The organism is Roseovarius sp., from assembly GCF_030373445.1.
GTDB lineage: Bacteria > Pseudomonadota > Alphaproteobacteria > Rhodobacterales > Rhodobacteraceae > Roseovarius.
In genome coordinates, this window is sequence record NZ_JAUCYU010000001.1 from 222,721 (window position 1) to 237,240 (window position 14,520).

Genomic DNA, 14,520 nt, shown 5'->3' on the forward strand with positions numbered 1-14,520 from the left:
GTCCGCGGCACGGTCTATAGCATTTCCGACTGAACCTGCTGCACCGCGGTCTCGAGGATGTCGAACATCCGGTCGACCTCGTCCGTGGTGATGATCAGCGGCGGCGAGAAGACGCACTGGTTGATCAGCGGGCGCACGATCAGGCCCATCTCCTCGCACTTGGCGTCGACGCGTTCGCCGAACTCGAGATCGATGGCCAGCCGCTTCGACTCGCTCATGTCCGGCGCCGCGACACCCTCGACACAGCCGATCAGCCCCACGCCGCGCGTGTCGCCGATGATCTCGTGCCGGCCCAGCGCGTTCAGCCGGTCCTGGAAATGCGGGGTGATCTCGCGCACGTGTTCGAGGATGCCCTCGCGCTCGAAAATCTCGATGTTCTTCAGCGCGGCGGCACAACAGACCGGGTGGCCCGAATAGGTGTAGCCGTTCGAGAACATGATATGTTCCCGGTCGTCCGAGGCGATGTCGTTCCACAGCCGGTCCGACAGCATCATCGCCCCCAGCGGCAAATAGCCCGAGGTCAGGCCCTTGGCGCAGGTGATGATGTCGGGGGTGATGCCGAACACCTCCTCGCTGGCGAACCAGTGGCCCAGCCGGCCGAAGCCGGTGACGACCTCGTCGGAGATATAGAGCACGTCATGCTTGCGGCAGACCTCCAGCGTGCGCTTGTGATAGCCCGGCGGCGGCACGATCACCCCGCCCGAGGCCAGCACCGGCTCGGCGATGAAGGCGGCCACGTTCTCGGGGCCGGCATCGAGGATGGCCTGTTCCAGCTCGTCGACCTTGGCGTCGCACCATTGCTCGACGCTCATCCCCTCGGGGCGGACATAGGGGTTCACGTTGCCGATGAGGCGCACCAGCCGTTCCTCGAAATCGAGGCGGGACTTGGTGCGTTCCTTGCCGGTGACAGAGGCCGCGAGGTAGGTCGAGCCGTGATAGCCCTTCTCCCGCCCGATGATCAGCTTCTTGTCGGGGCGGCCCTTCATGTTGTTGTAGAACTGCACGAAGCGGATCGCGCTGTCGACCGCCGAGGAGCCGCCGGTGGTGAAGAACACGCTGTTCAGGTCGCCCGGCGTCATCTCGGCGATTCGCTTGGCCAGCAGGGCCGAGGGCTCGGCCGCGAAGGCCCAGGGCGAGGTATAGGGCAGGCGCATGGTCTGCTCGGCGATGGCATCGGCCATTTCGCGCCGGCCATAGCCGATCTGGACACACCACATGCCGCCCGGCCCGTCGATGAACTTCTTGCCGTCGGGGTCGTACATGTAGATCCCCTCGGCCCGCGCGGCGATGGCGCGGTTGGCATCGCTGGTGCCGATGGTTTCCCACGGGTGCAGGAAATGGTCGTTATCCCATTCCTGTACGGCTTCTGCGGGGATGGCGGCGTTGTGGCCGGGATCTGCGGTCGGGGTGATCGTGTCGGTCATTGGAGTCCATTTCTAGCGGCCGGAGGCCGCGTTTTTCCGTCTGCCCGACTGTAACCCAATTATTTTGAGCGCTCAATCAAATTTTTTCGCCGTTTCCCCCTGCGCCGGGTTGCCGTGATGGCCTCTCCGCGCGATACTGTGCCGGGAAAGGAGACCCGCCATGGCAGTTCAGGAGGGCGCCACGCGCCCACGCAAGGAACGCAAGGAAAACGCCGACAAGCGGCGCGGGCAGATCATCGAGGCCACCTATCGCTCGATCGTCAGGAACGGGCTGTCCGGCACCACCCTGGCCAGCGTCTCGAACGAGGCGGGGCTGTCGCAGGGGGTTGCCGTCTTCTACTTCCAGAACAAGCAATCCCTGCTCGGCGCGGCGCTGCGCCACCAGTACGAGATCTACCAGGAAGGCTGGCAGAAGGCGATGTCCGACGCCGGGTCCGACCCGGCCGACCAGATCACCGCGCTGGTCAAGTCCGATTTCACGCCCGAGTCGTGCACCGAGGAAACGCTGATCATCTGGCACGCCTTCTGGGGCGAATCGAAGGCCCGGCCGCTTTACGGGGAAATTTCCAAGAGCTTCGAACAGGAACGCGCCCATGCCATGTGCAACGCCTGCGCGGCGCTCTTGCAGGCCGAGGGGCGCCCGGTCACCGGCGCGGACGACATCGCCGCCGGGATCGACGCGATGACCGACGGGCTGTGGCTGGGCATGTACCTGTCGGGCGACCCGGTGGATTTGAAACAGCCGATGCGGCTGGCGGCCATGTACCTCGCCGCCGCCTTCCCGGCCCATGCCGACCAGTTCCGCAAGGGGTTTGGCGTTACGCCGAAGGGTTGAGGAGTGGACGTAGCTGAGACTCGCCCCCTCGCAGTTTGCCACCCGCGCGGAGTCAAGCCGCGCCTTGGCGCGGCGCCGGGACAGGAGCCCCCCTACCAGAGCTGCGCCGGTCCCAGCGGCTTGGCCGTCAGGTTCAGCCGCCCCGCCACCCGCAGCCGGGCCTGGGCCGCCGCCGCCAGCGCCGTGCAGTCCTCGAGCCCCACGCGCAGGCAGCGATGGCTGAACTCGGTCATCACCCGTTCCGCCAGCCCCGTCTCGCCCGTCGCGATCAGCAGCTCCGCCGCCCGCAGCACCTCCGGCACCTCGGCGTTCACGCTGGCCTCCATCGCCCGCCAATGCGCCCAGACTTCGGGCAGCAGGGTATCCTCCGCCTGGAACGCCAGGTGCATCAGCCGCTTGTACTGGTAGACCGCCGACTCCGCCGTCTCGATCCCCTGCGGGATATGCGAGACGGTGTCGGCATTCTTCTCCTCCTTCCGGCGGTCGAGGAACCGGGCGCTTTCCCCGGTCGTCAGGTAGCGGTGCTGGCGATACGCCTCGGGCACCGACCCCTGCCCGAGGAACACCGGCAGCAGCGGCGCCGTCACCGGCCCGATGGGCGCGTGCCACATCATCCGCAGCGCGGCATCGGCCGGGTGCACCAGCGGCACCACCTGCCCGTACCCGGCGGTATCCCCCGTCAGCCGCTCGGTCTGGATCGACCAGAACACGTCCTCCAGCGTCACCTTCTCCGGCCGCGACGCCCGCGCTTTCATCTCGTCCTCGACCCAGGCCACGCCCTTCCAGCGCATCCGCCCGTCGCCGTAAATGTCGTTCACGTTGAACGGCCCCTCGCCGCGCGTGTACCACCCCAGCTCGACCGCCGTGTCGATGAAATGCTCCGGGAACAGGAAATCCTCGTTCGGCGCGTCCGGGATCTCGCCGATATAGCCCGGCCTTGACGCCCGGATGCAATCCGGCCCCAGGCGCTCGGCACACCAGAGCCCCTTGCCACCGGCGAACTCGATCACCACCCAGGCCTCTTCCGGGTCGGCGATCATGTGGGAATTGCCGCCATAGGTCGAATAGCCGTGCTTGCCGATCAGCTCGCCTATCAGTTCGACCCCCTCCCGCGCCGTGCGCGCACGGTCCACCACGATCCGGGCCAGGTCGGAATAGTTCGGCCCTTTCTGGTCCTTCGGCGTCATCGCGACCAGGTCCTTGCGCGTGGGCGACCAGATATCGCGCACCGCCACCCCGCATTCGTTCAGCCCGCCATTCGTGAGCGGTGCCGGCACGCCGAGGTAATAGCTATAGCTCACCCGCATGTTGCGCAGCGTCTCGGCGGCTTGCGGTATCTCGGTCAGCACCCCCGGCATGTCGGCCTGCGGCGTCACCCCCACGGTGATGGTGCTGCCCTCGGCATGCGCCTGCCTCGGGTTGATCTCGAGCCAGTGGCTCGACGGTTCGTCGCCATAGCCGGCCAGGTAGGCCACCCCGTCAGCGGTCAGATTGCGCCCGATATAGATGCCGTAGCTCATGACAGTATTCCTGCGGTATTTTGTTCTAGTGAAGGGGGAAGAAACAGGCGTGGCTGTGCCCGTCGGGGCGGGTCTCGTGCGCCGGCTTCTCGGCCCGGCACCTGTCCTGCGCATAAGGACAGCGCGTGGCGAAATCGCACCCCTTGGGCCGGTTGAGAAGGCTCGGCACCTCGCCCCGGACGGCGACATGGGTCAGCCGCTTGTCGGGGTCGGGCTGTGGCACGCCCTCGACCAGCGCCTGCGTATAAGGATGCAGCGGCTTCGAGAATATCTCCGACGCGCGGCCTTCCTCGACGATCCGACCAAGGTACATGATGGCGATCCGGTCACTGATATGCCGCACCACGGGCAGGTTGTGGGTGATGATCAGGTAACCCAGCCCATGCTCGGCCTGAAGGTCGGCCATCAGGTTGAGCACCTCGCCCTGCACCGAGACATCAAGCCCGGCGGTCGGCTCGTCCGCGATGATCAGCTTGGGGTTCAGCGCCAGCGCGCGGGCCACGCCCACCCGCCGTGCCTGCCCGCCCGACAGCTCGTGCGGATAGCGGGTCAGGAACGGCTTCGGCAGCCTTACCATGTCGGCCAGCCGCTCGGCCTCCTCGTCGAGGTTCATGCCGGTGACGCCATGCACCTGCAACGGTTCGGTGATCAGCGCCCGCACCGACTTGCGCGGCGAGAGAGAGCCGATCGGGTCCTGGAACATCATCGCCATGTCGCGGCGCAGCGGCTTGAACCGCGCCTCGGGCATGTTGCGGATCTCCTGCCCCTCGAACCGCACGCTGCCGCTGTCGGCGTGCTGCAGGTTCAGGATCGTCCGGCCCAGCGTCGTCTTGCCCGAGCCGCTTTCGCCCACCAGCCCCACCGTCTCGCCCGGGCGCACCCGGATGCTCACGTCGAGCACGGCATCGACGAACGGGTCCTCGACCCCCCGCAGCCGCGCCTTGACCGGGCCAAGCGTGCGGAAGCGGACGTTGAGGTTCTCCACCTCCAGCAGCGGGGTGCCCTCCGGCGCCTTTTTCTCGGCCACCGCGCTTTCGCCGCTCCGCACCGTCAGCACGTCCAGCGGCGGCGGCCAGTCGGGGTCTTCCAGCGGACCGGTCAGCAGGTGGCAATTGGCATAGCCGCCCGAGGGGCGCGTCGCCGTGGGCGGCTCGATGGTCCGGCATTCGGGCATCGCCCGCTGGCAGCGGCTGGCGAAGATGCACCCGGTCTGCGGCTTGGTCAGGTCGGGAATGTCGCCGGGAATGACCGGCAGCCTGCGCGACACGTCCGAAATTCGCGCCGGGTCGCATTCCAGCAGGGCGCGGGTATAGGGGTGTTGCGCGTTGTGGAAGATCTCGTGCACCGTGCCGACCTCGACCACCTCGCCGGCATACATCACCACCACGTCGTCGCACAGCTCGGCAATCAGGCCGAGATTGTGCGAGACCAGAACGATGGTCGCCTCCAGGTCGCTCTGCAACTCGCGCAGCAGGTTGATGATCTGCGCCTCCATCGTGACGTCAAGCGCCGTGGTCGGCTCATCCGCCAGCAACAGCTTCGGCCCGGTCAGCAGCGCCATGGCGATCCCCGCCCGCTGCCGCATCCCGCCCGAGAAATGGTGGGGGTACTGGTCGATCCGGCTGTCGGGGTCGGGGATGCCCACCTTGCGCATCATCTCGACCGCCGCCTTGCGCTTCTCGGCCTTGGTCATGTTCCGCCGGCGGTAGAGGATGTCGAACATCTGGCGGGCATAGTTCAGCACCGGGATCTGGCTGGTCATCGGGTCCTGGAACACGACCGAGATATCCTCGCCCCGCGTCGCCCGCATCGCCGCCTGCCCCTTGCGCAGCATGTCGTCGTCCTGGAACAGGATCTCGCCGCCCATCACCTCGGCATTGCCCGCCAGAAGGCCCAGGATCGACCACAGAACCGTGCTTTTCCCCGACCCGCTTTCGCCGACGATCCCCATGATCCGGCCCTTGCTGACCGGGAAGGTGATGTCGCGCAGCGCCTTGACCCGGCCCCGCGCGGTGCGGAAGTCGACCGACAGGTTGCGGATATCCAGAAGCGTTTCGGGGGCGGTGCCCATGTCCTTGGCCATGTTCAGCGTCCTTTGCCCATGCGGGGGTCGAAGACGTCGCGCAGCGCCTCGCCCAGGAAGGTGAAGCCCAGCGTTGTCAGGATCAGCGGAATGCCCCCGGCCACCACCATCCACGGCGTGTCGCGGATGACGAGATATCCCTCGTTCAGGATGGTGCCCCAGCTTGCCGTGGGCGGCAGCACGCCCAGTCCGATGAAACTCAGCCCCGCCTCGACCGTCACCACCACCGGCACGTCCATCGCGGCGAGGATCAGCAAGGGGCCCACCACGTTCGGCATGATGTGATGCATCAGGATACGCCCCGTCGAGGCGCCCAGCGACCGTTCCGCCATGATGAAATCGGTGTTGCGCAGCGTCATCGTCGCCGTCCTTGCCACGCGGGCATATTGGGGAATCGACGTCACGATCACGATGGTCAGCACGATCGCCAGGCTCGGGCCCGTCAGCGCCACCGTCGCCAGCGCCAGAACGATCGTCGGAAACGCCCTGACCGTGTCGAACATCAGGAGCAGGAAGTTATCCAGCCACCGCGGCCCGTATCCTGCAATCATGCCCAGGATCAGCCCCACCACCAGCGAGATCGACACGCCGATCGCCGCCACCTTCAGCGCCACGCGACCGCCATACAGGATGCGCGAATAGGTATCGCGGCCCAACTGGTCGGTCCCGGCGAAATGGTCCAGCGTCGGGTAGGACAGCCTTGCCGGGATATCCAGCGCGTTGGGGTCATGCGTGGCGAAGACCGGCGCGAAGATCGCGCTGGCGAAGAACATGATCACCAGAACCAGTCCGATCACCCCCTGCCAGTTGGTCAGGAACATCTTCAGCTTCTCGCGCCGCTCGCGCGAGGCGGATTCCCGCATCTCCTCGGCCGAGGCATGCTCGGGCAGGCCGGAGCTGTCGAGCGTCGGCTCGCCGACATCCTTGTCGGAGGGAGGTTCAGAGGGATTCACGGACACGGGGATCAAACCAGGCAATGAGAAGGTCGGACATCAGGACAATGCCGATATACATGGCCGTGGCCACCAGCACCGCGCCCTGCACGACGGGAAAGTTGCGCGCCATGACGGCGTCGTAGATCAGCTTGCCGATACCGGGCCGGGCAAAGATGATCTCGGCAAAGACCGCGGCCGAAATCAGCCCGCCAAAGCCCATGCCAATGAGCGTGATGGTGGGCAGGATCGCCACCCGCAGCGCGTAGCCATAGACGATCTTGCGCGGCCGCAGGCCGAACGCCCGGGCCGAGCGGATATACGGCTCCGCCATCACCTCCAGCATTGAGGCGCGCACCATCCGGGCCAGGTACCCCACCCAGCTCAGCCCCACGGCAAAGGCCGGCAGCACCAGGTGGCTCAGCTGGTCCATCGTATCCCCCGGCTCGCCCGCGCCGATGGCCGGAAGCCAGCGCAGCTCGACCGCGAAGATCAAGAGCGCCCAGATCGACACCAGGAAGGACGGCACCGCGATGGTGCCCACCGACAGCACCCCGGTGACCCGGTCCAGCCAGCTGTTGGGCCTCACCGCCGCAAGGCAGCCCAGCGGCAGCCCCAGCAGCACCGCCCAGCCCATCGAGGCACAGATCAGCGCGAGCGTGAACCCGATCCGGTCGCCCACCACGGCGGTCACGTTCCGGTCGGAAAACACGTCGACCCCAAGGTCGCCGGTCACCGCGTTGCCCACGTAGATCAGGAACTGCCGCCACACCGGCTCGTCCAGGTGCATCTTCGCTGCATAACGCGCGATGGCCTCGGGCGTCGCCCGCGGGCCCAGCGCGATGGTCGCCGGGTCGCCCGGAATGAGGTGCAGCAGCGAGAACAGCACCAGCACCACCAGGGCGATCACCAGCGCGGACAGGCCGAGCCGCTTGACGAGATAGAAAAGCACGGGAAATTCCCCCAGCCGGTCAGGCCCCGCGCCACACCGGGCGGCGCGGGGCCATTGCCGTTACATCTGTTCGAACCGGCGGTAGTTCAACTCGCCCGACGGCGCGGTGTTGATCTTGATATCCGCCCGGTGGAGATAGGCCTCGGGCTCGTGGTTGATCCAGACATAGGCGCCCGTCTCGTCCATGATCTCCTGCATGCGAAGGTAGATTTCCTCGCGCTTGGCGGTGTCGGTCTCGGCGATGCCTTCGTCGTAGAGCCGGTCGAACTCCTCGTCCGTCCAGCGTTCCCAGTTCCAGATGCCGACCTGGCTCGACACGAACCACTGGGTCGATTCATAGGGGTCGGGCGTGGTGGCATAGCGCATCAGCCACAGCTCCAGCTCCTGCCAGGTGTCGCCCTTGCTTTCCATGCCCATTTCCCAGAACGGGCCGCTGTCGACCGGAAGCACCTTCACGGTGATGCCCACGGCGGCCAGGTTGGCCTGGATGATCTGCGCGGTCAGCATCCGCTCCTGCTGGTTCAGCGTCCGCAGGGTCAGCTCCAGCCCGGAGACGCCCGCCTCCTCCAGAAGTGCCTTGGCCTTGGCCGGGTCATAGCTGTAATTGGTCTGCGAGCGCTGGCCCAGAAGGCCGGGGCAGACGATGCCGTTCGACTTGGTGGTGATGCCCGAATAGGCCCCCTGCAGGATCGACTCGACATCGACGGCGTGCTGGATCGCCTTCCGAACCTTGACGTCCTGCAGCTTGGGATGCTCTGTGTTCATGCCCATCCACAGGTACTGAAGCTCGCCCGCAGTGGTGATGCCGGCATCCTCGGGCATCTCTTTCTGGTAGCGCGCCAGCGTGTCCGGGCTCAGCTCGGTACAGTCCATTTCACCCGCGTCGAAGGCCAGCTCCGAGGCCTTGACCTCGGTGATGACATGCGCCTCGACCCGCTCGTAGCCCGGCGCCGGGCCGGTCCATTCGGGGTTCAGCTCGAACACCACCCGCTGGCCGGGCGTGGCGCTGTAGGTGTAGGGCCCGCAGACCGCCGGGAAGTCGATGGTGAACTTGCCGCCGGCATCCTTGACCGCCTGTTCGCAGACAATCGCCCCCGGCCCATGGCAGAGCGTGACCATGAAGAACGGCGCGAAGGGCTTGTTCAGCACGATCGTCCCGGTCAGGTCGCCGGTCACCTCGACATGGTCCATGGCATCGAAATAGCCGGCCCAGTCGCTGTCCTTCATCCGCTCGTAGGAGAACTTCACGTCCGACGCCTTCAGCGTGCCGTAGCCGTTCGACCATTGCAGCCCCTCGGCCAGCTCGAAGTCGATCCGCGTGGGCTCGCTCTGCTCAAGCTTGGTCACGTAATAGGTCGGCCGCCAGGTGAAGGTGTCGCCCTCCTGCACGTACTCGGCCAGGAACGGAAGGCACTGTTTCTGCGCCTCCACCTCGCTGCCGCCGACCATGAAGCCCGGGTCGAGCACGTTGTTGTCGCCGTCGATGCGCACGCGCAGCACCTTGCCCATCTCCGCCCGGCCCATGGTGGGCCAGCCGGTCGTCATCGTCGCCGCGCCGATGGCGGCCGTCGAGGCAAGGAAGCCCCGGCGCGAAAGTGTCGGTTTGGTCATGTCATACTCCCTGGTGTGTTCTCTTTTGTTTCCACAAGTCTAGTCGTTGCGCGGTTTCGCGATCCATTTCGCGTGATTTCGCGAAGTGACGCTATGTTCGCGCTAATTGGCGAAATTACTGGAAGTCCCGCGCGATCGTCTCTTCCCATGTCAGGTCCTCGATCAGCGTCTCGCCCTCCCAGGCCCGCATCCGGGCCGAGATGTGGAAATCATGGGCATCCGAGGTGAGCTTGGTCTTGGTCTCGGTCCGCACCGACCAGCCGTCGCGCGAGACCTCGAAATACCACTCGGTCTCGCCCGTCGTGGTATCCGGGTCGTCGCCCGTGACCGAGTACCGCTCATACCCCTGCTCATGAAGGGTCAGGTCGTTGTCGAGGTAGCGCAGCCGCCCGCTGCCGTCGCCCATCTGCATCTCGACCTTGCCGGTCGCGGCGTCCTCGAGGATGCGCTGGTATTCCTCCACCGGCTCCAGCTCCTCGATCGGCAGCGGCGGCGGCAGTTGGGCGGGCGCGAATTCGGCAAGCCTGTCATCTTCCGCCGAGGGCGTGCGCAGGGGCATTTCCAGGTAGCTGCCCTCGGTATGCACCGTCATCGTCACGGCCTCGGGCGCGGTCCAGATCATCGGGAAATAGCTGGTCGACAGGCCCAGCCGCAGGCGGTGCCCGACAGGGAAGTTCTGCGCCACGTGCTTCATCGGGATGGTGATCTCGTAGACCTTGCCGGGCTCCAGCATCTCCGGCGTCTCGTGGCTGTCGCGGTGGGTCAGGTTGAACACCCCGAAGCTGACACGCGTCGAGGCGCCGTCGGGCGCCACGTCGCAGATTCGCGCACCCAGTGTCGCCACCGGCCTGTCGACCGACACGCGCAGCACCACGTTGGCATCGCCCGCCATCTCCAGCGGTTCGGTCAGCGGCGCGGTCTCGAAACACAGGCTGCCGGCATCCTCGCGCCGCTGGTCGATCGGCGCATCCCCGGGCGAGGAATAGGCGCACCATTTCCCCGACCCCATGCCGACCCAGAGCGGCGAGTGATGCTCGAGCGTGCCCTTCGCCCCCGGTTCCCCGGGCGACAGCGCCCCGTCCGCCCCAAGATGGAACGGCGTCCGCGTGATGTTGGGCGAGGGCCAGGACGGTTCCGCCACCCAGCGGCCGGGGCGGCTTTCATACCACCCGGCGGGCGGCACGCTGTCCTGCATGTAAAGCCGCAAGGGCGGCTCGTCCATGATGCCGGTCGCCTCGCCCTTCAGCCAGTGATCCCACCAGCGCAGCTCCTCGCTCAGGAAATCCATCGCCGGGCCGGGCTGGCCGATATGCGGATACCGGTGCGCCCAGGGGCCCACCAGCCCCTTGGCCGGGCCGGGCAGGTTCTCGACCAGCCGGAACACCGACCGGCAATAGCCATCGGCCCAGCCCGAAACGGCATAGACCGGGATCTGCACCTTCGACCAATCCTCGCAGATCGAGCCGTGCTTCCAGAAATCGTCGCGCCGCTGATGCTCCAGCCAGGTCTTCAGCCACAGGCCACTGCCCCGCAGCCGCTCGCGCCACATCTCGCGCCACGCCTCGCCCACGTTCTCCGGGTCGGGCGGCAGGGTGTTGCGCCCGAACATGATCGACGCCCAGCCCAACTGCTCGGTCAGCATGCAGCCGCCCATGTAGTGGATATCGTCGGCATAGCGGTCATCGGTCGAGCACAGCGTGATGATCGTCTTCAGCGCCGGCGGCTGCATCGCGGCGATCTGCAGCCCGTTGAACCCGCCCCAGGAAATCCCGATCATGCCGACATTGCCGTCGCACCACGGCTGCTCGGCCAGCCAGGCGATGGCGTCGCAGCCGTCCTGCAACTCCTGCGGGGTGTATTCATCCACCATCAGCCCTTCCGAATCCCCCGCCCCGCGCAGGTCGAGCCGCACCACGGCATAGCCATGCGCCGCCAGGTGCGGCTGCATCGTCGCATCCCGTTTCGCGGTCAGGTCGTTCTTCCGATAGGGCAGGTATTCGAGGATCACCGGCACCGGCTGATCCACCGCCGTCACCGGCCGCCAGATCCGCGCCGCCAGCTTGCAGCCATCGGGCATCGGAACGGTGGTATGGGGGATGATTTCGATGTCCTGCGGATACTCGTTCTTCATCTCTGGGCACTCCCTGTCGCGCGCAAATCCCGGGCACTGCCGGCCCGTTTCCGGGCCCGAGCCTCGCCGAGATCGACCCGCATTCCAATTTCGCGGGGTTTCGTGACTTGACACTGTTCTGACTTCAGTATGCGATAGACACATGGCTACCGACTTCAGCGCCAACCTCAACCTCCTGTGCAGCTATCAACGCTCCATTGCCGAGGTCTGCCGCAAGCTCAAACTGAACCGGCAACAGTTCAACCGCTACCTCAACGGCCAGTCACGCCCGTCACGCCACAACATGAGGCGCATCTGCGATTATTTCGGCGTCACCGAATCCGAGATCCTGATGGAGCATGCCCAGTTCGAGCAGATGATCACCCTGCGCCGCCGCCCCGTCGAACGGACCGAACTGGAACGCCCCCTCACCCACCTGCAAACCCTCTATGGCCACTCGCAGGACCTGCAGAAATACACCGGCTTCTACTTCCGCTACTTCTATTCCTTCGGCAACAAGGGCATGGTCTTCCGTTCGCTTGCCACCATCTACCGCGAGGAGGGGCGCTATTACTGGAAGAACATCGAGATCCTGCGCGACCAGTCCACCGGCCGCACCACCGGGCTGAACAAGTACGAGGGGCTGGTCTTCTTCCTGGCCGACCGGATCTACATCATGGAATACGAAAGCCTCGAGGTGAATTCGATCACCCAGATGACGCTCTACCCCAGCTACCAGCACCGGCTCGACTGTCTCTACGGCATCCAGACCGGCGGGCCCACGCGCCGCGGCCGCAAACCCGGCGCCTCCCGCGTGGCGCTGGAATACCTCGGCCGCAACATCGACGTGAAACAGGCCCTGCGCCAGACCGGCCTCTTCGACCCCTCCACCGGCGCCATCCGCGACGACATCGCCAGCGCCATCGTCAACACCATCGAGCCGGGCGATTTCGTGCTGGAAATCGAGGCGCCCTAGGGGCGGCAGCCCGCCATCAGCCGGTAGACGATCTGCGCCGTGGTGAAATCCCACGCCGTGTTGCCGTCAGGCGCCAGTTCCACCACGTCGAACCCCACGCAGCGCCGCCCCTTCAGCGCGTGCTCCACCAGCTGCAGCGCCTGGTAATAGCCCAGCCCCCCCGGCACCGGCGTGCCCGTGGCGGGCATCAGCGAGGGGTCGAGCCCGTCCACGTCGAAGCTGACATAGACCAGCTCCGGGAAATCCTCCGGCAGGTCGACCGCGTGGATATTCCCCGTCACCAACTCCTCGGCATCGGCGAAGAACACCCCGTTCCGGTCGCGGCTCTCCACCTCCTGCTGACAGAGCGCCCGTACGCCGAACTGCGCCAGCCTGACCCCATCCTCGGCCAACAGATGCATCACCGAGGCGTGCGAATGTTTCTCCCCCTGGTAGGCGATCCGCAGATCCGCATGGGCGTCGATCTGCACCAGCCCCACCGGCTGGCCCAGCGCCCTTGCCACGCCACTTACCGCGCCATAGCTCAGCGAATGCTCGCCCCCCAGCGTCACCGGCATCCGGCCCGCTTTCACTGCCGCTTCCGTCCGCTTGGCCAGCCGCTCCATCACCTCCGGCAACGGCCCGTCGCAATCGACGGGCGCTTCGGTGAAAATCCCGTCCGCGCAAGGTTCCGCAGTCCCAACCAACCGCTCCAATTCGTTCGACGCCTCGATGATCGCCGCCGGCCCCTTGGCCGTCCCGGCCCCGTAAGACACCGTCCGCTCCAAGGGCACCGGGATCACGCGAAACCGCGCATCCTCGCCCCGCTCCGCCTCGGTCAATTCGCTGTCGAGAAACACGCTCATGACAACCGCCCCCTGAAATCCTCGTAGCCGAATTCGCGGATCATCCGCAGCTCGTCCGTCCGGCTGTCCCACAACGCAATCGCCGGCAGCGGCACGCCGTTGAACGTGTTGGTCTTGACCATCGAGTAATGCGCCTGGTCAAGGAAGGCGAACCGGTCGCCGATCTTCAGCGGATGTGCCCAGGTATATTCCCCGATCACGTCACCGGCCAGACAGGACGGCCCGCCCAGCCGATAGGTCTGCCCCGCTTCGGCCTCCCCCATCAGCGCGGGCCGATAGGGCGCCTCGATCACGTCGGGCATGTGGCAGGTGGCGGAGATATCGGTGATCGCCAGCGGCATCCCGTTCACCGGCAGGTCGAGCACTTCGCCCACCAGTATCCCGGCATCCAGCGCCACCGCCTCGCCCGGTTCAAGGTAGACGTCCACCCCATAGGTCTCGCGGATATACTTGATGAAATCGACCAAGGTATCCCGGTCGTAATCCCCGCGCGAAATATGGTGTCCGCCACCAAAGTTCAGCCATTTCAGATCGTTAAGCCACGGCTGCAACCGCGGCTCAACCGCCTCCCACGTGCGCAGCAAGGGCTCCACCCCCTGCTCGCAGAGCGTATGCATGTGCAGCCCGTCGACGCCCTCCAGCGCCTCGGCGTTCAACTGGCTCACCGGCGTCCCCAGCCGCGAACAGGGCGCGCAGGGGTCGTATTTCTCGACCTCGCCCTCGGAATGCTCGGGGTTGATGCGCAGGCCCACCTGCCGCCCGGCCTCTTGGCATTTGGCCAGAAACCGCGCCTTCTGCTCCGGGCTGTTGAAGATCACGTGATCCGACAGCGCAATGATCTCGTCGATCTCGCTGTCCTTGTAGCCGGCACAGAAGGTAGCAACCTCGCCGCCATATTCCTCGCGCCCCAGCCGTGCCTCGTAAATGCCGCTGGCACAGGTGCCGCCGAGATACTGCCGCACCATCGGCGCCAGCGCGAACATCGAGAACGCCTTCAAGGCCGACAGCACATGCGCCCCCGACCGCTCCGACACCTCGGCCAGAACCGACAGGTTCCTTTCCACCGCCGCCGCGTCCACCACGAAACAGGGGCTCGGCACGCGGCTCAGGTCGAAGTCGAGAAACGCCCCGGCCTCACCGGCCTGTGTCTGCATCATCCCGGCCATCTGTCGCTCCTTCCGTCAAAGGGCAAGGTCCCGGACAGTCAATCCGGGACCCCCAAGAAACACCCG

The 14,520-nt window shown here is 66.1% G+C and carries 11 protein-coding genes; 2 read left to right on the forward strand and 9 right to left on the reverse strand.

The features are described from left to right. Nucleotides 1–14 precede the first annotated feature (14 nt). Complete coding sequence (locus QUV18_RS01105; protein WP_300891393.1) at nucleotides 15–1,424, reverse strand: aminotransferase; 1,410 nt, start codon at nucleotides 1,422–1,424, stop codon at nucleotides 15–17. A 160-nt stretch (nucleotides 1,425–1,584) separates the two neighbouring features. On the opposite strand from QUV18_RS01105, the gene QUV18_RS01110 reads away from it, so the two are divergent. Further along, nucleotides 1,585–2,259 (forward strand): TetR family transcriptional regulator C-terminal domain-containing protein, encoded by a 675-nt coding sequence (locus QUV18_RS01110; RefSeq protein WP_300891394.1) that lies wholly within the window; start codon nucleotides 1,585–1,587, stop codon nucleotides 2,257–2,259. A 92-nt stretch (nucleotides 2,260–2,351) separates the two neighbouring features. Here QUV18_RS01110 and QUV18_RS01115 read toward each other — a convergent pair whose 3' ends face one another. The 6 genes from QUV18_RS01115 to QUV18_RS01140 form a co-directional block, all read right to left on the reverse strand. Next, nucleotides 2,352–3,779, reverse strand: a complete 1,428-nt coding sequence (locus QUV18_RS01115) for a C69 family dipeptidase (protein WP_300891395.1) — start codon at nucleotides 3,777–3,779, stop codon at nucleotides 2,352–2,354. Nucleotides 3,780–3,804: 25 nt separating this feature from the next. Then, the gene (locus tag QUV18_RS01120) at nucleotides 3,805–5,862 is read right to left on the reverse strand and encodes an ABC transporter ATP-binding protein (protein ID WP_300891396.1); all 2,058 of its coding nucleotides are present in this window, start codon (nucleotides 5,860–5,862) and stop codon (nucleotides 3,805–3,807) included. A gap of 2 nt (nucleotides 5,863–5,864) precedes the next feature. Then, nucleotides 5,865–6,815, reverse strand: coding sequence for an ABC transporter permease (locus QUV18_RS01125; protein ID WP_300891397.1), 951 nt, complete (start codon nucleotides 6,813–6,815; stop codon nucleotides 5,865–5,867). Beyond that, nucleotides 6,802–7,746 carry an ABC transporter permease gene (locus QUV18_RS01130; protein WP_300891398.1) on the reverse strand — a complete coding sequence of 315 codons (945 nt, stop codon included), beginning with the start codon at nucleotides 7,744–7,746 and terminating at the stop codon, nucleotides 6,802–6,804. The genes QUV18_RS01125 and QUV18_RS01130 overlap by 14 nt, the downstream gene beginning before the upstream one ends. Before the next feature lie 60 nt (nucleotides 7,747–7,806). Then, on the reverse strand, nucleotides 7,807–9,357 hold the full coding sequence (locus tag QUV18_RS01135; protein WP_300891399.1) for an ABC transporter substrate-binding protein: 1,551 nt from the start codon (nucleotides 9,355–9,357) through the stop codon (nucleotides 7,807–7,809). 115 nt (nucleotides 9,358–9,472) lie between these two features. After that, on the reverse strand, nucleotides 9,473–11,488 hold the full coding sequence (locus QUV18_RS01140; RefSeq protein ID WP_300891400.1) for a CocE/NonD family hydrolase: 2,016 nt from the start codon (nucleotides 11,486–11,488) through the stop codon (nucleotides 9,473–9,475). Between the two features lie 142 nt (nucleotides 11,489–11,630). Between QUV18_RS01140 and QUV18_RS01145 the strand changes: the two genes are divergently transcribed. After that, the gene (locus QUV18_RS01145) at nucleotides 11,631–12,443 is read left to right on the forward strand and encodes a helix-turn-helix transcriptional regulator (RefSeq protein WP_300891401.1); all 813 of its coding nucleotides are present in this window, start codon (nucleotides 11,631–11,633) and stop codon (nucleotides 12,441–12,443) included. On the opposite strand, the gene speB is transcribed toward QUV18_RS01145, so the two are convergent. Next, on the reverse strand, nucleotides 12,440–13,288 hold the full coding sequence (gene speB / locus QUV18_RS01150) for an agmatinase (protein ID WP_300891402.1): 849 nt from the start codon (nucleotides 13,286–13,288) through the stop codon (nucleotides 12,440–12,442). The genes QUV18_RS01145 and speB overlap by 4 nt on opposite strands. Next, complete coding sequence (nspC, locus tag QUV18_RS01155) at nucleotides 13,285–14,454, reverse strand: carboxynorspermidine decarboxylase (RefSeq protein WP_300891403.1); 1,170 nt, start codon at nucleotides 14,452–14,454, stop codon at nucleotides 13,285–13,287. Before nspC ends, speB begins: the two co-directional genes overlap by 4 nt. Nucleotides 14,455–14,520: the final 66 nt, after the last annotated feature.

Bases quoted from the DNA above. Each gene is read 5' to 3' on its own strand.
- QUV18_RS01105 (WP_300891393.1), bottom strand. From the start codon at position 1,424: ATGACCGACACGATCACCCCGACCGCAGATCCCGGCCACAACGCCGCC.
- QUV18_RS01110 (WP_300891394.1), top strand. From the start codon at position 1,585: ATGGCAGTTCAGGAGGGCGCCACGCGCCCACGCAAGGAACGCAAGGAA.
- QUV18_RS01115 (WP_300891395.1), bottom strand. From the start codon at position 3,779: ATGAGCTACGGCATCTATATCGGGCGCAATCTGACCGCTGACGGGGTG.
- QUV18_RS01120 (WP_300891396.1), bottom strand. From the start codon at position 5,862: ATGGCCAAGGACATGGGCACCGCCCCCGAAACGCTTCTGGATATCCGC.
- QUV18_RS01135 (WP_300891399.1), bottom strand. From the start codon at position 9,357: ATGACCAAACCGACACTTTCGCGCCGGGGCTTCCTTGCCTCGACGGCC.
- QUV18_RS01140 (WP_300891400.1), bottom strand. From the start codon at position 11,488: ATGAAGAACGAGTATCCGCAGGACATCGAAATCATCCCCCATACCACC.
- QUV18_RS01145 (WP_300891401.1), top strand. From the start codon at position 11,631: ATGGCTACCGACTTCAGCGCCAACCTCAACCTCCTGTGCAGCTATCAA.
- speB (WP_300891402.1), bottom strand. From the start codon at position 13,288: ATGAGCGTGTTTCTCGACAGCGAATTGACCGAGGCGGAGCGGGGCGAG.
- nspC (WP_300891403.1), bottom strand. From the start codon at position 14,454: ATGGCCGGGATGATGCAGACACAGGCCGGTGAGGCCGGGGCGTTTCTC.